At 41.6% G+C, this 21,365-nt stretch carries 21 protein-coding genes; 11 read left to right on the forward strand and 10 right to left on the reverse strand.

What is annotated here, in order from left to right; all coding sequences use genetic code 11:
- Window positions 1-61 precede the first annotated feature (61 nt).
- Both H6G69_RS20750 and H6G69_RS20755 read left to right on the forward strand, forming a co-directional pair.
- Window positions 62-211 (forward strand): hypothetical protein, encoded by a 150-nt coding sequence (locus H6G69_RS20750; RefSeq protein WP_190691017.1) that lies wholly within the window; start codon window positions 62-64, stop codon window positions 209-211.
- A 99-nt stretch (window positions 212-310) separates the two neighbouring features.
- On the forward strand, window positions 311-1,048 hold the full coding sequence (locus H6G69_RS20755) for an SIMPL domain-containing protein (RefSeq protein ID WP_190691018.1): 738 nt from the start codon (window positions 311-313) through the stop codon (window positions 1,046-1,048).
- Between the two features lie 52 nt (window positions 1,049-1,100).
- Here H6G69_RS20755 and H6G69_RS20760 read toward each other — a convergent pair whose 3' ends face one another.
- Complete coding sequence (locus tag H6G69_RS20760; protein WP_190691019.1) at window positions 1,101-1,463, reverse strand: single-stranded DNA-binding protein; 363 nt, start codon at window positions 1,461-1,463, stop codon at window positions 1,101-1,103.
- 372 nt (window positions 1,464-1,835) lie between these two features.
- On the opposite strand from H6G69_RS20760, the gene H6G69_RS20765 reads away from it, so the two are divergent.
- The 4 genes from H6G69_RS20765 (at window position 1,836) to ribD (ending at window position 5,884) form a co-directional block, all read left to right on the forward strand.
- On the forward strand, window positions 1,836-2,843 hold the full coding sequence (locus tag H6G69_RS20765; protein ID WP_190691039.1) for a rod shape-determining protein: 1,008 nt from the start codon (window positions 1,836-1,838) through the stop codon (window positions 2,841-2,843).
- Between the two features lie 94 nt (window positions 2,844-2,937).
- A complete protein-coding gene (gene mreC / locus H6G69_RS20770; protein ID WP_190691020.1) occupies window positions 2,938-3,765 on the forward strand; it encodes a rod shape-determining protein MreC in 828 nt (275 codons plus the stop codon).
- A 32-nt stretch (window positions 3,766-3,797) separates the two neighbouring features.
- Entirely contained in the window at window positions 3,798-4,412 is a 615-nt protein-coding gene (gene mreD, locus H6G69_RS20775) for a rod shape-determining protein MreD (protein ID WP_190691021.1), read from the forward strand.
- Between the two features lie 260 nt (window positions 4,413-4,672).
- Complete coding sequence (ribD, locus tag H6G69_RS20780) at window positions 4,673-5,884, forward strand: bifunctional diaminohydroxyphosphoribosylaminopyrimidine deaminase/5-amino-6-(5-phosphoribosylamino)uracil reductase RibD (protein WP_190691022.1); 1,212 nt, start codon at window positions 4,673-4,675, stop codon at window positions 5,882-5,884.
- Window positions 5,885-5,990: 106 nt separating this feature from the next.
- On the opposite strand, the gene H6G69_RS20785 is transcribed toward ribD, so the two are convergent.
- Both H6G69_RS20785 and H6G69_RS20790 read right to left on the reverse strand, forming a co-directional pair.
- On the reverse strand, window positions 5,991-6,206 hold the full coding sequence (locus H6G69_RS20785) for a hypothetical protein (RefSeq protein WP_190691023.1): 216 nt from the start codon (window positions 6,204-6,206) through the stop codon (window positions 5,991-5,993).
- 434 nt (window positions 6,207-6,640) lie between these two features.
- A complete protein-coding gene (locus tag H6G69_RS20790; protein ID WP_190691024.1) occupies window positions 6,641-7,027 on the reverse strand; it encodes a 6-carboxytetrahydropterin synthase in 387 nt (128 codons plus the stop codon).
- A gap of 240 nt (window positions 7,028-7,267) precedes the next feature.
- On the opposite strand from H6G69_RS20790, the gene H6G69_RS20795 reads away from it, so the two are divergent.
- The gene (locus tag H6G69_RS20795) at window positions 7,268-7,663 is read left to right on the forward strand and encodes a hypothetical protein (protein ID WP_190691025.1); all 396 of its coding nucleotides are present in this window, start codon (window positions 7,268-7,270) and stop codon (window positions 7,661-7,663) included.
- 59 nt (window positions 7,664-7,722) lie between these two features.
- Here the strand turns inward: H6G69_RS20795 and aspS are convergent, their stop codons facing one another.
- From aspS to H6G69_RS20820, 5 genes are all read right to left on the reverse strand, one after another.
- Window positions 7,723-9,510 (reverse strand): aspartate--tRNA ligase, encoded by a 1,788-nt coding sequence (aspS, locus tag H6G69_RS20800; protein ID WP_190691026.1) that lies wholly within the window; start codon window positions 9,508-9,510, stop codon window positions 7,723-7,725.
- A 220-nt stretch (window positions 9,511-9,730) separates the two neighbouring features.
- Window positions 9,731-10,294: a shikimate kinase gene (locus H6G69_RS20805; protein WP_190691027.1), complete on the reverse strand. Its 564-nt coding sequence runs from the start codon at window positions 10,292-10,294 to the stop codon at window positions 9,731-9,733.
- A 49-nt stretch (window positions 10,295-10,343) separates the two neighbouring features.
- Window positions 10,344-10,817 carry a DUF29 domain-containing protein gene (locus H6G69_RS20810; RefSeq protein ID WP_190691028.1) on the reverse strand — a complete coding sequence of 158 codons (474 nt, stop codon included), beginning with the start codon at window positions 10,815-10,817 and terminating at the stop codon, window positions 10,344-10,346.
- A gap of 156 nt (window positions 10,818-10,973) precedes the next feature.
- Window positions 10,974-11,378 carry a hypothetical protein gene (locus H6G69_RS20815; protein WP_190691029.1) on the reverse strand — a complete coding sequence of 135 codons (405 nt, stop codon included), beginning with the start codon at window positions 11,376-11,378 and terminating at the stop codon, window positions 10,974-10,976.
- Window positions 11,379-11,417: 39 nt separating this feature from the next.
- A complete protein-coding gene (locus tag H6G69_RS20820; RefSeq protein WP_190691030.1) occupies window positions 11,418-12,284 on the reverse strand; it encodes a M48 family metalloprotease in 867 nt (288 codons plus the stop codon).
- A gap of 264 nt (window positions 12,285-12,548) precedes the next feature.
- Here H6G69_RS20820 and crcB point away from each other — a divergent pair, with 264 nt between their 5' ends.
- Window positions 12,549-12,947, forward strand: a complete 399-nt coding sequence (gene crcB, locus H6G69_RS20825) for a fluoride efflux transporter CrcB (protein ID WP_190691031.1) — start codon at window positions 12,549-12,551, stop codon at window positions 12,945-12,947.
- Window positions 12,948-13,221: 274 nt separating this feature from the next.
- Here crcB and H6G69_RS20830 read toward each other — a convergent pair whose 3' ends face one another.
- Window positions 13,222-14,688 (reverse strand): aminotransferase class I/II-fold pyridoxal phosphate-dependent enzyme, encoded by a 1,467-nt coding sequence (locus H6G69_RS20830; RefSeq protein ID WP_199336174.1) that lies wholly within the window; start codon window positions 14,686-14,688, stop codon window positions 13,222-13,224.
- A 126-nt stretch (window positions 14,689-14,814) separates the two neighbouring features.
- Between H6G69_RS20830 and H6G69_RS20835 the strand changes: the two genes are divergently transcribed.
- From H6G69_RS20835 to H6G69_RS20845, 3 genes are all read left to right on the forward strand, one after another.
- Window positions 14,815-16,389: an alkaline phosphatase gene (locus H6G69_RS20835; protein WP_190691032.1), complete on the forward strand. Its 1,575-nt coding sequence runs from the start codon at window positions 14,815-14,817 to the stop codon at window positions 16,387-16,389.
- Window positions 16,390-16,826: 437 nt separating this feature from the next.
- Window positions 16,827-17,090 (forward strand): hypothetical protein, encoded by a 264-nt coding sequence (locus tag H6G69_RS20840; protein ID WP_190691033.1) that lies wholly within the window; start codon window positions 16,827-16,829, stop codon window positions 17,088-17,090.
- Between the two features lie 438 nt (window positions 17,091-17,528).
- Window positions 17,529-19,877 carry a filamentous hemagglutinin N-terminal domain-containing protein gene (locus H6G69_RS20845; RefSeq protein WP_190691034.1) on the forward strand — a complete coding sequence of 783 codons (2,349 nt, stop codon included), beginning with the start codon at window positions 17,529-17,531 and terminating at the stop codon, window positions 19,875-19,877.
- A 100-nt stretch (window positions 19,878-19,977) separates the two neighbouring features.
- On the opposite strand, the gene H6G69_RS20850 is transcribed toward H6G69_RS20845, so the two are convergent.
- Complete coding sequence (locus tag H6G69_RS20850; protein WP_190691035.1) at window positions 19,978-21,009, reverse strand: hypothetical protein; 1,032 nt, start codon at window positions 21,007-21,009, stop codon at window positions 19,978-19,980.
- Window positions 21,010-21,365 lie beyond the last annotated feature (356 nt).

Genomic DNA, 21,365 nt, shown 5'->3' on the forward strand with positions numbered 1-21,365 from the left:
GCAAGAGTGTAGGGGTGTATGTATCCAAAACCCATTAACTCAGTCTTCACAGACAATCTTTGTGCGTAAGTCCTATCCCTGTGCCATCCCTGAAAGGCTGGTAATTTTTTTAGTTTCCAAAAATGTAACAATACCTGATTTTGACTACAGCAGTGTCACAGTAGAAACATCCAAATCTTATCGAGCGATCGCACCCAAAGTTCTGAGTTGAACTGACTGTTAACTATTAATACTTAACAGTTAACGGATGATTGCTGGATGCAGTTTACTTATTAGCATCTGTATATATTTTTCAGAGGAGTGCAAGTTTATGTCTAGAACCGCTTTGTCTGGTTCACAGTTTTCTGCTGGCAATTTTTGGAAATCTTTACCGTTAGCTTTACTGTTATTTATGACGTTGGTTTTACCTGCATCCGCGCAAGAAAAAGAAAAGTTGTGGCGAACTTTGACTGTGAGCGGACGTGGTACAGAATCAATAGCGACTACTTTGTCGTTAGTTAATTTAGGCGTAGAAATTCAAGGAAAAACTGCTGAAGAAGTCCAACAAGAAGCCGCTAAAAGGTCATCGGCTGTAGTTGCTTTACTCAAAAGCAGAAATGTCGAGAAGCTAGAAACTACAGGGATTAGGCTGAATCCGGTTTACAGTTATACCAATAACGTGCAGCGAATTACTGGTTATGCTGCTAGTAATACTGTTAGCTTTCGTATCCCTACTGAGAAAGCAGGTACATTATTAGATGATGCGGTCAAAGCAGGGGCGACTCAAATTAACGGCGTTGGTTTTATTGCTAGTGATGATGCGATCGCTGCGGCTCGTCAAGTCGCTCTCAAAGAAGCCACTCAAGACGCTCAACAGCAAGCTGATGCTGTATTCGCTGCTTTAGGACTCAAACCCAAAGAAATAGTGACCATCCAAGTTAATAATGCCAGCGCACCTCCACCGCCTGTATTGTTACAAGCTGCGAAAGTGGCGGAAGACGTTTCCACTCCTGTAGTTGGTGGCGAACAGGAAGTAGAAGCATCAGTGACGTTGCAAATTAGTTATTAGTCATTGCTCATAAGTCATTTGTTAGTGATGCTAACAAATGACTCATGACAATTTAAAAATTATCTGGAGACATATCGTTCATCCCACTGTCTCCTTCATTGCGGGAACCCAATAAATCTAATTGATCTACGAGAATAACTGGTTTAGAACGGCTGACCCCAGTTTGGCGATCGTTCCAAGAGTCAAACTTCAGCGAACCTTTGACAGCAATTTGTTTGCCTTTACGTACATAAGTCCCTGCAACTTCGGCTGTCTTTCCCCACAGTTCTAGCTCGAACCAGTCAGGCTCATCACTGTTACGTGTTCTTCTGTTTACTGCCAGTGTTAATCTACACTTAACCTTACCAGAGTCAAAATACTTCATTTCTGGGTCGCCACCTACACGACCAATGAGGTGGACTATATTAATAGTCATGTGCTTTCCTTTTAGTACGGGCGTACTTATTTATTTTGACTTCTATAATAGCCAATTGTGAAGCTATTGAAAATGTGTTAAAAACTTAACAACCTTGCAGGCTATAAAAATTTGAGTTATCACTTGGGAAAACAAAAAAACTGTACGGATATATGGAATTCGTCTGAGAATATCAAAGACGTGAATGCTTGAAAGTTAGCAAGTGTGGCTAAAATTCCCATAAAAACTAGCCAACTTTACTAGACTGAGGATCAAAAACGTAATAGAATCCAGCACGATTCACTCTAACATTTTTTTATAGTCAAAAAGTATTGCGAATAGGGGGCGTAGAGAAGCGTGGGGCTGTTTAGGAACTTTCGCTCATCATGGGATATGGGTATCGACCTCGGTACTGCCAATACCCTTGTTTATGTATCTGGTAAAGGCATTGTACTGCAAGAACCTTCGGTAGTGGCAATTGATCAAATCGAAAAGGTGGCGTTGGCAGTAGGTGAAGATGCCAAAAAAATGCTCGGTCGTACGCCCGAAAATGTGATTGCCCTGCGCCCTTTGCGCGATGGTGTAATTGCAGATTTTGATACGGCAGAGTTAATGCTAAAAAGCTTTATTCAACGTGTTAATGAGGGGCGATCGTTAATCTTACCCCGGATTGTGATTGGGATTCCCAGTGGGGTAACAGGAGTCGAAAGACGGGCTGTGATGGATGCAGCAATTCAAGCTGGCGCAAGAGAAGTATATTTAATAGATGAGCCTGTAGCAGCAGCTATTGGAGCAGGGCTACCTGTGGCTGAACCTACAGGAAACATGATTATTGACATTGGTGGTGGCACAACTGAAGTAGCTGTGTTGAGTTTGCAAGGGACTGTGTTAAGTGAATCAGTCCGCATTGCTGGCGATGAACTCACTGACTCCATCATCCAATACATGAAGAAAGTTCATAACTTGGTAATTGGGGAACGTACAGCCGAAGATATCAAAATTCGCCTAGGTTCAGCCTATCCCACTAATGATGATAATGAAGCCATGATGGAAGTCCGCGGCGTACACCTGCTTTCTGGTTTACCGCGCACGGTGACTATCAAAAGTCCAGAAATCCGAGAAAGCATGATGGAACCGCTATCAGTAATTATAGAAGCTGTCAAGCGGACGCTAGAACGGACACCACCAGAACTAGCATCTGACATTATCGATCGCGGCATCATGCTAGCTGGTGGTGGAGCATTGCTTAAAGGGATAGATACCCTGATCAGCCATGAGACTGGAATTGTCACTCATATTGCTGCCGATCCTCTCAGCTGTGTTGTGTTGGGTACAGGCCGTGTGTTAGAAAACTTCAAGCAGCTAGAACGCGTATTCAGCGCTCGTTCTCGAAATATGTAGCCAAAAATATTTGCATGTTGGGTTCTATTTGGCTGTGATTTGGGTTCTATATAAATAGAATCCGATATCTCATTAGTTATAGAAATAGGTATAAATGGTTACTGTACGTCGTTGGTGGGGTCGCAAAGGGCTACAATTTGGTTTGCTAGCCCTGGTATTAGGTGGTGCTGGAATTTTACGACAGACTCAAGGGGCAATGCTGCTGGAAGTCTACCAAGTAGTTACTCAACCTTTACAAATGTTGCGTTCTGGGCAAACCCCAGAAGAACGTTTGGAAGAACGCTTAAAGGATGCCCAGTTTATGGAAATGCAAACGCGTATCCAAGAACTGGAAAACCAAAACAAACAACTACAAAACTTGTTAGGCTACGTGCAAGCCCAGCCTGCGTCATCACGTCCCATTCCCGCCCAGGTAGTAGGGCGCAGTGCGGATCATTGGTGGCAACAAGTTACTCTCAACCGTGGCTCTAATTCTGGCATTCAAGAAGGTTTTATTGTCAGGGCTGAGGGTGGATTAGTTGGCTTGGTAGATAGTGTTACTCCTAACACCAGCCGTGTGTTATTAATTAGTGACCTCAAAAGTCAAGTAGGTGTCACCATTGCGCGGACTTCAGCTAAAGGAGTTTTGCGGGGTGATTCTTCAGCAGAAGCCGTGCTGGAATTTTATGAAAAAGTTCCTAATGTGAAAGTAGGCGATTTAGTTTCTACTTCAACTTACAGTCAGAAATTTCCTTCTGGTTTAGCTGTAGGTAGAATCAAGTCTTTAGATTTAAAGAAACTTCCTGCATCGGTGGCGAAGGTTGAACTTTTCCCCCCAATTAGGTCATTAGATTGGGTGGCTGTGTATCCAAAACAGACAAACCCAGAACCGGAAAACCAACAGTCGGCAAAGCAAGAACAGGCTAGCCAAAAATTGCAATAGTCTAATTAGAGGCGAGGAAATAGCTAAAAACAATGAAGATACCTTCATTAAATGGTCGCCGACAAAGCAAGCCTAAGTCTTCAGAGCGTAAGGCTTATCGCCAACCAAATGCCCGTTGGCATCCCCGCGTAGTTCAACTGGTAGATTGGTCTGTAACGGTTGGTTCTGTGCTGTTATGTTTGCTGTTACTGCCAACACGCTTACCTGGCACAGAATTGTTGGGAATTGGGCCGAATTGGTTGTTAATTTGGGTCGTTGCTTGGAGCGTCAAGCGTTCCATGTGGGAAGGTGCGATCGCTGGTATAGTTTTAGGACTCCTACAAGATGCCATGACATCACCCGATCCCACCCATGCGATAACTCTGGGTTTAGTAGGCTTAATCACAGGCTTACTGCAAAAGCAGCGATTTATTCAAGAAGACTTTATTTCTATTGCTTTAATTGTCTTTTTAATGGCAATTTTGGCAGAAACAATTTTCGGTTTGCAGTTGAGCTTGACTGGCGATCGCCAGGTGGAATACATTTGGGCTTATTACAAACGAGTTGCTCTAGCTTCGGCAATTCTTAGTAGTCTTTGGGCCCCTGTAGTTTACTATCCCCTAAATCGTTGGTGGCAAAAACGGAAAATGCTAGAGCAACAGTCGTAAATAGGTATTAACTTGGAATTTTTACATTTAGGAGTGAGGAATGACGGGCATAGGCTCTAAATCCTCGCTCTTTTTAATACTCATAGGTCAATAGTAAAAAGTGCTGAGTTAATTTATCCGCCTGCTTGTCTAAATGTATAAAACGCAAAGAAAACCATATAAGTATGCACCATGACGGCGAACAAGAGCCGAGAGATATTACTGTTGAAGTAACAACAAACCGACAAGGTGCAAAATATTGAAATTATTAGCCAAAATTTATGGATAATTCTCCAGTCGTTGTGCAAGCAGATACATCCTCAACCATTTACACTCAAGAGAATAGGCTGCTAGGGCGTTCGGCAGTCATATCTAATTCACAAACGCAGAACAGTATGAGTAGTGAAGCTGATTTTGACTCCCGGATGATGCAGCGGTGCTTGGAACTGGCCCGCCGTGCTTTGGGACGCACTTCACCGAATCCTTTGGTGGGGGCTGTTGTGGTCAAAGATGGGGAAATTGTCGGGGAAGGGTTTCATCCCCGCGCGGGAGAACCTCATGCGGAGGTTTTTGCATTGAGGGCAGCAGGCGATCGCGCTCGTGGTGCTACAGTCTATGTCAGCCTGGAACCCTGCAACCACTATGGACGCACTCCTCCTTGTTCGGAAGGGTTAATTGCGGCTGATGTAGCTAAGGTGGTGGTGGGTATGGTTGACCCTAACCCCTTGGTTGCTGGTGGCGGAATTGCGCGTTTACGCGCTGCTGGTATCGAGGTAGTGGTAGGAGTAGAAACAGAAGCTTGTCAGCAACTAAATGAAGGTTTTGTGCATCGCATTCTCTACAAAAAACCTTTGGGCATTTTGAAATATGCCATGACTTTAGATGGCAAAATTGCCACAAATTCTGGTCATAGTGCTTGGGTAACAAACCAAGCAGCCCGTAATGAAGTACATCAACTACGGGCTGCTTGTGATGCGATTGTGGTTGGTGGTAATACAGTCCGACAAGATAATCCTTACTTAACTAGCCATCAGTTAGGGGCGCATAATCCTTTAAGGGTGGTGATGAGCCGCCAACTGAATTTGCCAGAAAACGCTCGCTTGTGGGATACCGCCGAAGCTCCCACATTAGTGTTAACCGAGGTAGGAGCTAACCCTGATTTTCAAAAGTTCTTGGTGAAACGAGGGGTAGAAGTGGTGGAATTACCCGCGCTCACACCTGAACAAACAATGGCACATTTATATGAACGAGGTTTTTGCAGTGCTTTATGGGAGTGTGGTGGTACATTAGCCGCTAGTGCGATCGCTCAAGGAGCAGTACAGAAAGTTTTGGCCTTCATTGCGCCTAAAATCATTGGTGGTAGTCATGCGCCTACGCCAGTTGGTGACTTAGGACTTACTAATATGACAGAAGCTTTGCCCTTAGAGCGTGTTCGTTGGCGTGTGGTTGGTTCCGATTGCTTGGTTGAAGGTTATCTAGCTCAAAAGTTTTGATTAACAGGGTATAGGGTGTAAGAGTTTTAGATACATACATCACCCTTACACCCTTATACTCTTGCCAAAACCCTTGATTTTTGGTTTTTATGCCTAAGTCCTATAGTTAATACTCTCGTTCATAAGCCATGTCACGGATGAGAGTCAGTCGAGATTGAATATAATCACAGAGAAAATCAGTCTCGTTAGGATCTAACAACACTTGTGTTGTGGTTTGTTTTACTAACCATTGCACCAAGCTAGCATCGTCCAGCTGCAAAAGGGTCATGGTGTGGGAAGTTTCAACCACAGACCAAAGCTGACGCAGAATTTTAGGAGTCATCAGACCTCAATTGAAGATTAGCCTAGCTGTTTTTAGGTTACACAATTTCGGCAGTAATTTACGGCATGAATGTAGAACTTGAGACAAGTATTATTAAAAAATTAATATTAGGATTTATAACTTTATGAACTTTCAGAAATGAGGTAGTTACACTATCTTTTAATAAAAATTAATTGATACAATGAATGATTTATCATACTGCTTTTTAAATAGCATATCTCTTAAGTCATATTCTAATTAATTATTGTGTAATATATTGGTTAAGTAGTGATTAAAAAATAAAAATATTTCAAAAAAATACAGATAAATCTCGAGAATTTATCTGTATTGTTGTTGAGGTTATTATTCTTACAGTTTAGCTTTCAACATTTTGGCGAGTTAGTTGTCAAGAATCTATAGTTGAATATATAGCAGTCCTTGTAGGAGATGATATTCTAGTCCTCGTACTCTACCCAACTATTTGGTGTTTCGGAAACTTGCACTTTTAACTGTACATTGGCTGGCAATCGTTTCTTAGTTTCGTCGTAAATATACTTAGCAATCATTTCCGCAGTAGTCTCATATTCTGGTGGCAAAACTTCATTAAGAATACAGTGATCAAGTCCTCCCTTTGTAACATCTTGTTTTGCCCAACGTAAGGTTCTAAAATCAGCAACCATAACTGGATGTGGGCAGTATTGGGAAGAGTGCAGTTGTGTAGAAATTGCTTCTATACGGACTTGGTAATTATGCCCATGCATCCGACCACAAGGGCCATCATAATCTTTGATGTAGTGCGCGCTATTAAAAGAAAATTCTGTGACTACTTTCCATTTGGGCATTTTAGTATCACCTCGTAAGTAATTTATTAGGTTGATTATTATGTCACCTTATCTTAACGAAAGTGATGAAAAAGATATTTAGCAACAATTTGCGGTTAAAAATTTTGGTGTCTACAGGAGTTATACCTATCGTTAGAGATGGTAGAGCAAGTGCTGACGTAAAATTTAGAATCCTCACCCTTAATCAAATCTAGGGTGGAGCATGTTAATACTTAGAACAAATTTTGACAGGATAGAGCAATGCGTCGCTTGACTGTGTTTACACTTTTGTATCTAACCGTAGGAACTTGTTTAGCCGCAATTGCGCTTCAGCAACCTGACACGGCTTCAAAGCTGAAAAATGTTCTGTTCGTTAATGTAGGGCTATTGTATCTTTTTGCAGTGCTTAGTACTTTTGAGTTTTGGCCGCAATACTTTCTCACTAGTCACAGTAGACTCCGTGAGCAAGCTGTATGGAGGCAAAAACTAGGCGCGATTGCCCCCTGGCTAATCATTGCCACAACGCTTTTTTCGTTAGTCTTTATCGTGCTGACTGAAAACTGGACAAATTATGCCATCGGACAAGCAGCAACGACGCTAACTATCGTCTTGTTATGTGTCGAACAGCTTTTCATCAGACATCGAAACTCGATATAAGCGAAACTCAATGACTACTTAATTTTTCAAAACCCGTCTAAGCGGGTTTTGATTGCTGGTTAAGCTTTGGGCTTGTATGTGGAAGCAACGTGTAATTCTTTCAATTGCTTGACATCTACTCCAGAAGGTGCGTCTGTTAACAAGCAACGGGCTTGTTGTGTCTTCGGAAAAGCAATGACATCGCGGATAGATTCTTCGTTCGCCAGTAACATCACTAAACGATCTAAACCGTAAGCGATACCACCATGCGGTGGTGTACCGTATTCAAAAGCTTCTAAGAGAAAACCAAATTTACTTTGAGCTTCTTCGGGCGACAAGCCAATGGTTTCAAACACCTGTTCTTGAATTTCTCGCTGATAAATCCGCAAACTACCACCGCCAACTTCAAAGCCATTAAATACCAAGTCATAAGCTTGGGCGCGGGCGGTTTTTAAGTCGTGCAAGTCATCGGGATGGGGTGCGGTAAATGGATGGTGTAATGCTTCTAAGCGTTTTTCGTCAGCATTCCACTCAAACATTGGGAAATCAACAATCCATAACAAATTGAGCTTTTCAGGATCAATTAACCCAAATTCTTTAGCAACAAATTGCCGTAATCTATCTAAAGTTTTGTTAACCGTAGCAACATCACCAGCAGCAAACAATAACAAGTGTCCAGCTTCTGCACCTGTGCGGCGGAGAAGTTCAGCTTTTTGTTCGGTGGTGAGGTTGTCTTTAATTGCACCAATGGTGTCAATTTCCCCATCTTCTCTGACGCGGATGTAGGCTAAACCTTTGGCCCCGGCTTCGCTGGCTTCTTTGAAGATGTCGCCGCCTGGTTTAATGCGGACGTTAGAAATTTTGTCGTTACCGTTGGGAATAGGGAGAATTTTGACGATTCCACCGTGGGCGACAGCATCCTTAAAGACTTTAAAACCAGAGTCTTTAAGAATATCAGAAACATCAACTAATTCTAAATCATAGCGAGTATCGGGTTTGTCGCTGCCATAACGTGCCATTGCCTCAGCATAAGTTAAGCGGGGGAATGGATGGGGTAATTCAATACCTTTAACGGTTTTGAAGATGTGACAAACTAACATTTCGTTGAGTTCAATAATTTCTTCTTGAGACATGAAACTCATTTCCATGTCTAGTTGGGTGAACTCTGGCTGTCTATCGGCGCGCAAATCTTCATCCCGGAAGCAACGGGCAATCTGATAGTATCTATCCATACCGGATACCATCAAAATTTGTTTAAATAGTTGCGGTGATTGTGGTAAAGCAAACCATTCGCCAGGGTTGACACGGCTGGGTAGAACATAGTCCCGCGCACCTTCGGGAGTGGAACGGGTGAGGATGGGTGTTTCTACTTCTATGAAATTTTCGCCGTCTTCTAAATAGCGACGCATAGCTTTGACAACTTGATGACGCAGATGCATATTCCGCGCCATGCGATCGCGCCGTAAATCCAAATAACGGTATTTTAGTCTTAAGTCTTCCCGCACTGATTCGGTATCAGCACTGGAAACTTGGAATGGTAGCTGCTTACGGACAGCATTCAGCAAGGAAATTTTATCCGCATAAATTTCCACTTCACCTGTGGGAATGCGGTTATTCAGAGATTCTTCAGGACGTTGCGTTACTCTGCCGATGATTTCGACGACGTATTCATTCCGCAAAGCATTGGCTTGCTCATAGGAATCGGGGGTGCGTTGCGGATCGCTGACAATTTGGACTGTACCAGAGCGATCGCGTAAATCTAAGAATATCACGCCCCCATGATCGCGGCGACGGTCTACCCATCCGTACAAGGTAACAGTTTCTCCAATATCTTCTTTTCGGAGTTCGCCGCAATAGTGAGTTCGCATAGTAGTTAATGTGTTCTTCCGGGCTAGATGGGTCAATAAAAGTCAAAGCTTTCCCATTATCTAGCATCAATAGTATCTAATTGAAGAACCGATGACACAATATCTTAGCAGAAGGCTGGTGACGGGCGGTGGATTGCTTGTGTTTGACTGGTTCTATGTGCGAAATGCTTTTTCTACCCAGATTACAGGGTACATAGAATAAGTTACAGATTTAAAAGTTCTAAGTTTTATCGCAATAGCCCAACAAATTTAAAATTTCATTGCAAGTTTCCTGTGGTGTCTTATCTTTTGTGTATACAATAAACTTTGCTAGAAGATAATTTGAGGGATGGCTCAGAAAGTGTTCATTAATGTTGGGACTGCCATCAGGGATGTATTCGTTGCGATCGTTTAAAATTTGCAGCGATTCCTGTAAATCAGGAGATGGTAGCAAAAGGATCACATGAGGTAACGGTTCTAAAACTTTTTGAACTCTTTGAAATAAAAAAGTATCTTCGTAAACAGAATGACCTGCACCAAAATCTATTACATAGTTTTGATGTTCTGATAATAATCTTTCTACTGCATAAGCTTCAAAAGGTTTCCAATATTGGCAAATACTCCATAAGCCTCCTGTTTCACGTTTTTGTTTTGCTAATTCCTCATCATATCCAATTTCTTGATAATAGCCCCATCGTAATTCATCCATTGAGCATTGAGGAATACCAAGTTGATTTGCTAACACTTCACCAATAGTAGATTTACCTGCACCCATAGGGCCAATCAAGATAATATTTGATACCATATTTTTTAAATTAAAAAATTAGGCGTGATTGATTAATATTTATAGAGATTTAATCACTTTCTCCATAAAAATCTTCATCTAATAACTGTTCTAAAAGATAAGGGCAATCGCTGGGATATTCTGCTTCTGAAGGTTGTCTCACTCCTAATTTGGCATTTTTACTTTCTTTAATCGCTAATTTTCGCGCATCGGTATATGCTTGAGAAATAATTTCATTAATATAACTTTTAAAAGAAGGATTTTCTTCTAAATCTTTTTTGATACGAAAACGATGTTCTGTCACAGAACTATACCAACTTCCTTTCATGGTTTCAGGAGCATCAGCTTGAACAGTTAATTTTAGTAAATGAGCAATCAAAATTGTTAAATTACTCTTAAAAGACCGTTTCTCTGCTTTTCCCATGTCTTCTAATTCTAAAATTAAATGCTCCCAATCTATTTCATTAAAACGGTGTTGTTTAATTTGATCAATGATACTTTCTCGCCAAAGATTAAAATCTTGATCATACAGTTGATTAGTCATAAAGCAATTGTGAAATTTGATAAAGCTATTGGCTGAATTAGTGAGTAATACTGCAATTATAGAAATATTTCGTTCACGAACCTGAATTTTAAATTTAATTAAAAAAACGGGCAGGCTTTTCGGCCTACCCTACAAAAAATTTATCAATTAACTAAATTAATGATTACGAGGGGCGTTGAAGGTTTCCCAGGCGGCTTTGGCTGCGCTTTGGAGGCGATCGCTAAAATCAGCAAATTCTTTCCAAAGTAAGTGCCAGTTTTTCTCAGCTTCTTCTTGAATCACAGTCCAAGCATTTTCTAAGCGATCGCGTTCAATTAATTTTTCCCCTTCAATGGCTTCTCTGGCTTGGCGCACTGCATTTAAATAAGTTTCACGGGTGAGAGTACCTGCTGATTCTGCTTCAGCTTTGGCGCGTCTTTTGAGTGCTTCAATTAAAGCTTTGGTTTCGCGCTTTAATTCGTCAGTTTCACCAGCCATTTCAGCTTCTACTACTTCGTTAGTTTGAGAACTAATTTCTACAACGACGGTAGATTCAATAGGTTCAAAATTGTTACCACTCATACTTACAATATCTCCTTGATAAACTTGACAACTAAATGACTAATATGATTTTGATAGTTGTTTTTCTAGCTTCAGCAATTGTTCAACTCTAGATTCTGTATCAGGATGGCTGGAAAACAAATTGCCTAAAAACTTACCAGAGATAGGATTGATAATTAATAAGGTTTCAAATGCTGGGTTGGCATCTAAAGGTAACTGCCGTGATGCCGCTTCTAATCTTTGTAGGGCGCGGGCTAAAGCGCTGGGATTACCTGTTAATCTGGCCGAACCAGCATCAGCAGAAAATTCACGGGTACGAGAAATGCCTAACTGAATAATTGTGGCGGCGATGGGTGCTAATAATACTGTTAACAAAAGTCCTAAAGGATTGCCACCTCTATCATCATCGCGGGAACCTGCGCCAAACCATAAGCCATAACTTACCATTTGCGCCAAGAAGGAAATAGCCCCAGCAATGGTAGCGGCTACTGCTTGAGTTAAGGTGTCACGGTTAATAATGTGAGTCAGTTCGTGGGCAATTACGCCTTCTAATTCATCTTCTGGCAGGATATTTAAGATGCCTTCGGTAACAGCGACAGCCGCGTGTTCGGGGTCGCGTCCTGTGGCAAAGGCATTAGCCGTTTGACCGGGAACGATGTAAACTCCTGGCATAGGGATATTAGCGCGTGCAGCTAATTTTTCCACCATCCGATAAAGTCCTGGTGCTTGTGCCGCACTCACTGGCTGGGCGCGATAGACTGCTAGGGCAATCTTATCTGATTGATACCAAGAAAATAGGTTTGTAACTGCTGCTAAACCAATTCCTATAATCAAGCCACCAGTACCACCAATTATCCAGTAACTAATAGCAATCAATAAGCCACTGAGTGCAGCAAGCAAAGCAAGTGTTTTGAATTGATTTCCCATATTTTCGCTCTCCTGATAATGCTGTTGTGATATTATTTAGCTTTTTTAAATAACAGCATTACTTAAGCTACACATAGATTGTATCCACCCAAAATCATATGCATCAGGTAGAAATTTTGCACCAATTTAGTACGGTTTTCACGCTTAAGTTAGCGAATAATAACTTATACTATTTTGAATTTTAGATTTTAGATATTAAATTACCAAGTTTACTATTGAGATATTTCCGGCATAATCTTTAAAACGGGAGTTCAATATTTTACTATGCTGCAAGACCCGAATTTACGTTATCCGATCGCAATTAGTTTGGGTGCGATCGCTGGAGCTTTAAGCCGCTACTATATTACATTATGGTTTGCTGATCGATTTGGTATTAGTTTTCCCTACGGTACTTTTTTTATTAATCTCAGCGGTTGTTTAGCTATGGGATTTTTTATGACCTTAGCTGTAGAGAAGATGGCAATTATTTCTCCAGAAATTCGCTTAATGGTAGCTACAGGATTTTTAGGAGCATACACAACTTTTTCTACTTACGGTTTAGAAACTATTAATTTATTACGTGGTCGCGTTTTTTTATCAGCATTTATTTACTGGGGTGGTAGTGCTTTATTAGGAGTTATTAGTGTGCAGTTGGGTGTGTTTTTGGCGAAATTGTGGCGTTAAATGAGGGCAAAAAAGACAACTAGTATGGAAGAATTTATCTCACGCAGAGGCAAGGCAGCGCGTTGGGCGGGTTCCCCGACTTAAAGCGACTGCCGCGCAAAGACGCAGAGAGGTTGATGAGTTCTTATATAAATTTAATAGGGTTACGCGATGTGCAACTTATTCTTGGAATCCCTCTCCAAACCTCTCTCCGAAGCGGGGAGAGGCTTTGAATCTTGCTCCCCTTTCCTACGGGGGTTAGGTTTGAGAGAAAGTTGCACACGGCGTTAGCGTTTTAGTTTTTAACTACTTTTAGAGTGTGCAAGCTGGTATCGGCACAACCACTAATAAAGACACCCATAGCTTGAATTTGTTGCAGATATTTTAAAGCATCGTGAGTAATTATTTCTCCTGGCATCAAGACAGGAATTCCTGGGGGATAGGGACAGACAATTTCGGCACAGATGCGATCGCTTGTTTGTTCTATTGGTAATGTTTCAGTAGCAGCAAAAAAAGCTTCACGGGGAGATATCTGCATAGAATACTCCCAATTGATAGCAAGATGATGGTAGTGTGAGTTATTTATCTGATGGTTTTGATACTTCTGAGCCAAAATTGTTAAACCTTGCACTAATTGTTCAATATCTGCGATCGTATTACCCAGGCTAATAATAAAAGTAAGGTTTTGCAATGAGGCAAATTCCGCAGTTACGCCCAATTTTTCGTCAAGAATTTCCTCAGCCTCAAAGCCTGTTAAACCTAAGCCACTAACGTTGACAGTTAGCCTAGTTTTATCTAATTCCTTAAATCCTGGTGAGATTTTTGGTGGCAAAATTGATAAACCAGGAATTTGACTAATTTTACTTCTGGCTATATCTGCTAGTTCCAAAGTGCGAGACATTAAATTATGCCCATCTATCGCCATTTGCTGACGTGCGGCATCTAAGGAGGCTAACAATATATAGCTAGGACTGGTAGACTGGACAAGTTGCAAAGCTTTATTTACACGATCGCTATCTATTCTTTTTCCTTGGATGTGCAGCATGGATGCTTGCGTCATTGCACCCAGTACCTTGTGAATGGACTGGACTGTTAAATCTGCACCTGCTTTTAAGGCTGGGGTAGGTAGTTGGGGGTGAAAAGTGAAATGTGCGCCGTGGGCTTCATCTACAAGTAAAGGAATATCATATTGATGGGTAATTTGTGCGATCGCAACTAAATCTCCGCAGACACCGTAATATGTGGGGTAAACTGTCAAAACTGCTTTGGCATCAGGATGCTGTTGTAAGGCATCTGCTACAGCCTTGGGTGTGATACTGTGAGCAATATCAAAAACTGGGTCATATTCAGGATTAACAAAAATTGGCATTGCACCAGAGAGAATTAAACCTGCGATCGCAGATGAATGCACATTTCGCGGCAGAATAATTTTATCGCCAGTACCGCAAGTAGCCAAAATCGCTGCTTCAATGCCGCAGGTAGAACCATTGACAAGAAACCATGTTTGTGATGCACCAAACGCTGCCGCCGCCAGTGCTTGGGCTTGTTGAATGACACCTTGGGGTGAAAACAAACTATCCAATTGAGCTAATTCTGTTAAATCTGCTTGAAAAACCCTTGCACCGAGCAAATCAGCCAATGGTTGCGAAATTCCCTCTCCCCGCTTGTGGCCTGGTGTGTAAAAAGGAGCGTGGTGATGGGCTGCACAAGCTTTTATCGCATCTAATAAAGGCGTTTGATGTTGTATTGGAATGAGCATCATATTTCATACTTCATACTTCATACTTCATACTTCACACTTCATACTTTTTAACACTTTCTTAATCTAAGTGTGATCGCTGATTGGTAAGTTAATTGCAATTATGCGGAAACTTGCTAGAGAGTGGATATGGATTTTATCAAGTGCGATCGCCTATTATCAAATCGCTACAGACGGCGGAGTTTTTTATTAGGTGCGGGATTATTTACAGGCTTGGCAATTACTAGCCAATGGGAACCAGTCTTAGCCAGAATCAGGTTTTCTAGCTATCCATTTACCCTAGGTGTAGCCTCTGGCGACCCTTTACCCGATAGTGTGGTGTTATGGACAAGGTTAGCACCAGACCCATTAAATGGCGGTGGTATGCCCACTAGAAATGTGATGGTGCATTGGGAAATTGCCCTAGACGAAAATATGCGAAAAGTAGTGCAGCGAGGTAAAACCCTAGCACTGGCTGATTTAGCGCACTCTGTACACGTTGATGTTAAAGGGTTAGAACCTGACCGTTGGTATTGGTATCAATTTCGTGTCGGCAAAGAACTTAGCCCCATTGGCCGGACTCGTACAGCACCAGAATTTTATAGTTTCACCAAACAACTAAACTTCGCCTTTGTCTCTTGTCAAGACTGGCAAAATGGCTATTACACAACCTATAAACACATAGCAGATGAAGACCTTGATTTAGTTGTGCATCTAGGTGATTACATTTACGAATATGGGCCACAAACAGGAGGGCCGCGTCAGCATAATAGCCCAGAAATTATGTCTCTTACTGACTACCGCGATCGTCATGCACTTTATAAAACTGATCCCAATTTGCAAGCCGTTCATGCGGCTTTTCCTTGGATAGTTACTTGGGATGATCATGAAGTAGAAAACAACTACGCCAACTTAATTTCTGAAGATAACGTTAACCCAGAAGTATTTGCCCAACGACGCGCTAATGCTTACAAAGCCTATTATGAGCATATGCCATTACGTCTATCTTCCCTGCCGAATGGGGCTAATATGCAGCTTTATCGACGTTTGAGATTTGGTAACTTAGCCGAATTCAACGTTTTGGATACTCGCCAATACCGCACAGACCAACCTTGTAATGATGGACTCAACCCACGTTGTCTGCAAGCCTTTGATGAAAATGCAACTCTCACAGGTACAGAACAAGAACAGTGGCTGTTTAAAGGATTAGACAAATCCACCGCCCGTTGGAATATTATTGCCCAACAGGTTATGTTTGCCCAATATGATTTTGATCCACGCCCAGAAATAGGAGTGTTTAATTTAGACCAATGGGATGGCTATGTAGCTGCACGTCAGCGAATCTTGAATTTTCTCAACCAGCGACGACCTTGTAACCCTGTCGTGATTGCTGGCGATATTCATTCTAGTTGGGTACATGACTTAAAGCTTGATTTTAATCAACCATCCTCACCAGTTGTGGGGACTGAGTTTGTCGGGACTTCTATTACTTCCGACTTTCCCACTTCATTTATTGCCCCAGTGCAAGCAGCTTTAAGTGCTAATCCCCATACCAAGTTTTTTGATGGGACATACCGGGGGTATGTGCGCTGTCAACTTACTCACAAACAGTGGCAGAGCGATTATCGGGCTGTTTCTAGCATAGTTGACCCCAATGCTTCTGTTAGAACCTTAGCCTCCTTTGTTGTTCAAGATGGGCAACCAGGGGCATATCGACAAGCTTAAATCTTGTGTTGGCAGAATGATTTTATTTTCTGGGACTTGTCCGTTCTTGCTAGAGCAAGTACAATACCTGCCTCATCAGACAATACGCTTGGGTTAAGGTTACTCGTGATGTTTCCGAATCTGTAGAGACGTTGCAATGCAACGTCTCTACAGATTCTCTAGGTGATACTATTTCAGATTCATCATGAATGTGAAATGATATGAGCAGATGCTGACTCTGCATTTCTGTAGAAGCTAAAAACCCTGTCTTTTGCATATATTTGAGTAATTGTACAGATAAAAATATAAAGTTTTGTAAATTTCTGCGTAATTTTCAGGAGTTGCGCTGAAGTCATAATTATGGAGAACAATTTCACTCCTAAAGCGTGATTTGTAACTCTGCAATCCTAAATAGATGAATTCGTTGATCTACTCAGTTAACAGCACACCCAAAACTTATGCAATCCCAAAAAACACAAGCAACAGTCCTAGATGCTCAAAAATTACAAGAATTAAACGAGGAAATTCACCAGGAAATTAGTCAAGTCTTGAAGAACTCGAATGTACAGCAAATACTAGAAAAGTATGGTCTTTCATTAGAGGACAGTAACTTTCACTTTCAATATGGTATTGAGTCAAATACAAATAATCATTCCCTAACAATTCCTGGTAAGAGACTCTTAGATTGCAGATTACCTAATGGGACAATAATTCCTTGTTAAGTATTAGTTAAATTATTGAGCAAACATCAAAACTCAGTTTCTCAAAGAAATTGGGTTTTTTAATGTTTAATTACAGGTTGTTTTAAAAGTTGAATTTATCACTTTCCTTGGCAATTAGAAATCGCGCGCCACTGAGGGAGTCGGGGAACCCGCCCAACGCAGTGGCGTGGCTACACAGAAAAAACCCACCTTCGTGGGTTCAAACCCCTTGATTTTTCATTAGTCCGCGCAGGTGGTCACTGAGCTTGTCGAAGTGCGGACTTTGCTTGTGTAGTAGCGAATTATATTCGCCCAAAACTTTTAAAACATCCTCTTACTCTGTAATCATAAAAAATAAATTAATCTTTATTAGCTTCAGTAACTACGTGATAATGTGTGTTATGTATTAATTCACTCAACTCTGCTAAATAAAAAGCAATATCAACATCGAAATTAAGTATGAGCAATAATTATAACTGGATTTGGGGAATAATTATTACAACAGCTAGTGTTTTTATTAATAGTGGAGAATTTGCGATCGCCCAAATCATCCCAGATAATACTCTGCCAGAAAACTCTCAAGTATTGAATTCTGGGAATAATATTAATCTCATTACAGGTGGGACTCGCGCTGGCAATAATCTCTTCCACAGCTTTCAGCAATTTTCTATTCCTAACGGCACTACAGCCAGTTTTGCAAATACAGCAGATGTACAAAATATTATTAGCAGAGTAACAGGTAATTCAATTTCCCAAATTGATGGTACAATTGCAACTCAATTTGGCAGTAACTTGTTTTTAATTAATCCCAATGGCATTGTATTTGGTCAGAATGCGACGTTAAATATAGGTGGTTCATTTATTGCCAGTACAGCCAGTAGCATTAATTTTGCAGACGGAAAAAAATTTAGTGCAACTGAACCTCAATCCACACCTTTATTATCAACGAGCATACCTATAGGATTGCAATTTCCAGCTAAAGTTGCTCCTATTCGTAATCAATCTCAAGCCAGTCCAAATGGTGAAAAGACTGTGTTTGGTGAAGTTGTTGGTTTAAAAGTCCCATCTGGCAAAACTTTAGCATTAATAGGTGGTGATTTGATCCTAGAAGGAGGAAATTTAACAGCAGAGTCAGGACATATTGAATTAGGAAGTGTTGCGGGAAATAGCTTAGTGAGTCTCCAGCCAACAAATCAAGGTTGGACTTTTAGTTATGAAGGTGTCAAGAATTTTCAAAATATTCAACTGATCCAAAGGAAAGTTCAGAATGGTTCTGAAGTCGGGTCAATTGTAGAGGCTAGTAGTTTAGGTAGCGGTGGTAGCATTGGAGTACAAGGTAACATAGTCGAACTAATTGGTAAGTCTGTACGCTTAAGAAGTGAGACACAGGGTGTTAGCGATGGCGGAGATGTCAATATTACTAGCCAACAATTAGCTCTAAGAGATGGCGCGCAAGTTAGGACATCTACCTCTGGTAAAGGAAGAGCCGGAAATTTAAATGTCAACGTTTTTAAATCTGTGGAGCTAGTTGGTAGCCCCACCTTAGCAAATACTATCAGTGTATTGTTAAGCACAACTTTTGGTGAAGGTCGTGCAGGTGAACTGACAATTAATACTCAAAAATTAAGTCTGCAAAACGGAGCAGAAATATCCTCAGGTTCTACTGGAGGATTCGTTTTAGTCGGTTCATCCCTTGGGTTTCAGCCAGCTACAGGTAATGGCGGAAATTTAAATATCAATGCTTCCAATTCTGTAGAGCTAATTGGAACTTCACCAACAGGCTCACCTAGTAGTTTGTTGGCGAGAACTTTAGGCCCGGGAAATTCAGGAAAAATAACAGTCAACACCAGAAGATTGACAGTTAGAGACGGAGCAGCAATTAATGTCAGTAGTCAACTCCCAAATCCTAATTTTCCTTATATATATTTAGGTAATGTAAATGATCTAGGAATACCAGGTGAATTAATTATTAAAGCTAACTCTGTATTTTTAGATAATCAAGGAAAACTAACCTCCAATAGTCTAACAGGCCAAGGTGGAAATATTTCGCTACAAGTGCGGAATGCCTTGTTGATGCGCCGCAATAGTCGAATAGCCACCAACGCTGGTACGTCCGAAGCACCAGGGAATGGTGGCAACATTACCATCAATGCACCTAGAGGCTTTGTGGTGGCTACTCCTTTAGGAAATAACGACATTACCGCCAATGCTTTTTCTGGTGCTGGGGGTAAGATTACCATCAAGGCTAATACTATATTTGGATTTGTGCGCCGCGATCGCGCCGATTTAGTCCGCATCTTAGGAACCGACGATCCCACACAACTAGACCCCAACAGAGTTCCAACCAGCGATATCACCGCATTTTCTCAACAAAATCCCTCGTTAAACGGTACTATCCAAATCAACACCCCAGATGTTGACCCCAGCAAAGGTTTATTAGAACTACCCACCGAACCAGTTGACGCATCCCAGCAAATCGTTGCTGCTTGTCAACCAGGCGGTAAACTTAAACAAGGTTCCCTTGTCGCCACAGGCCGCGGAGGAATTGCCACCAGTCCCACAGAACCATTGATGGAAGATGCTGTCTTAGCAGGCTGGATTAACCTAGATTCCGAAAATACCAATAGTGCCAGCACTAAGCAACAAGTTAATACACAAAAAATTGATTCTGTCAATCATGAAAAGCAAATCAACCCTGCCCAAGGTTGGGTAATGGATAATCAAGGTAACGTGACTCTGTTAGCTCAAGCACCCACAGTTACGCCCCATAGTCCAATACTGAGTTCTGCGTCTTGTGCGGCTAATTAGGGGTGTATGGGTGTAGGGGTGTAAAAAAGCAGAGGAAGCAGAGGGGATAGAAAGAGAGAAGAAACAACGGCAAATGACTATTAACTCAGCACTCAGCACTCTAATTCGTTTCTTGAATTTGCAAACGGACTGTATGATCGGTTGTGCCACTGAGTTGCAGTTCCATGATTTCTGTACCCAGAGGTTCAATGCAACTCAAAAGCGATCGCAGGTTTGGCGTACTTGCACCTGTATCGACATACAATCTATCGGCTAAACTGCTGATGCGTTTCCATGTCATGTATAACTTGCCAATCAGTTGTTCCATTTGGGAAGCTTGATTGACTAAATCAGCCGCAACGCTTAAACAGCCAACTCTGTGGGCTTCTTCTAAGGCGGTTTCTATGTCTACATCTTCTTTAGCTAGTGCTTGGACTTGCGCCGCAGATTTGAGATATTTGGCTAACTGACGCGCTTCCGTCGTTACTTGCTTGATGGTGTCTACGTCAGGGTTGGCAATAATTTCTTTTTGAATAAACTTTTGATGTTGTTCTGGCAATTTTTCCATTTCCTTGACTAGTGGCGCAATGTAGCGGGGTGGTAAGGAATTGTCTGCAGCTTTTACCTTGACTGGTTCCGGGATTAAATCGGAAGACATCGCCATCCATTCATCGGTGAGTTGGCGGACTTCGCGCCGGGTGATGCGATCGCCTTTTTGGGCAGCTTCACTCACCATTTGTTGTACTTCTGGCGCAGATTTCGCCGTTTCGACAAAGGCGCGTTTGCTAAAGTTATTGACTGCGGCTGGTTCTAGCCGACCTTCTTCTAAAAGTGTATCGGCACTATTGGCTAGTTGAATCCACGAATAAGCTTGACTCTTGCTAATTTCTCTTTCTTTGAGCCATTTGAGAAAGCCCGTACCCCGCCCATCACCACCTTTTTTTTCTCTATCACGTACAGCCCTTAAAATTCTTCCTCGCCAAATTTCTGTTTGCAGGTCAAAGCGATCGCATACTTGCCAAGCTATATCTAACTGCTGTAAAAAATCAGACTCAGGAATTTGCTCATCTTCTGGGTCTGGTAGTTCAAAACTAAGATCAGTGGGCTGTTGTAGGGCAGCAGCAAGGTCATTAATAGCGTCGGTATCTTGCACGGTGGATAACTGACTAGGGTATGCGTCGGCTTATTATGACACAATCTTTAGCGAGTGGGGAATGGGGAAGAGGCAATAGGGAGTGATACCGATTTCTATTTAAAGAAAACCTCCCTAAGCATTCATAACACGCTTAAACCAATTACTGAGAGAGTTTAAAAAGTAAAGCTCAAATTTTAGCTTGCGTCTACTCTTGTCTTCCTGTAGCTAGAAAAAATCTCTTAAAGGCGATCGCAATATTTACCCCTAAGAGGATGTTTGGAAAGTATTAAACGAATCAATTAAGCCAGTCTTCTCAGCATTAACCGAATCATTGCAACTTGCACAAATGTTTCATGGGTCTGCGGTAAAATCTC

The organism is Nostoc sp. FACHB-110 (genome assembly GCF_014697425.1).
GTDB lineage: Bacteria > Cyanobacteriota > Cyanobacteriia > Cyanobacteriales > Nostocaceae > Nostoc_B.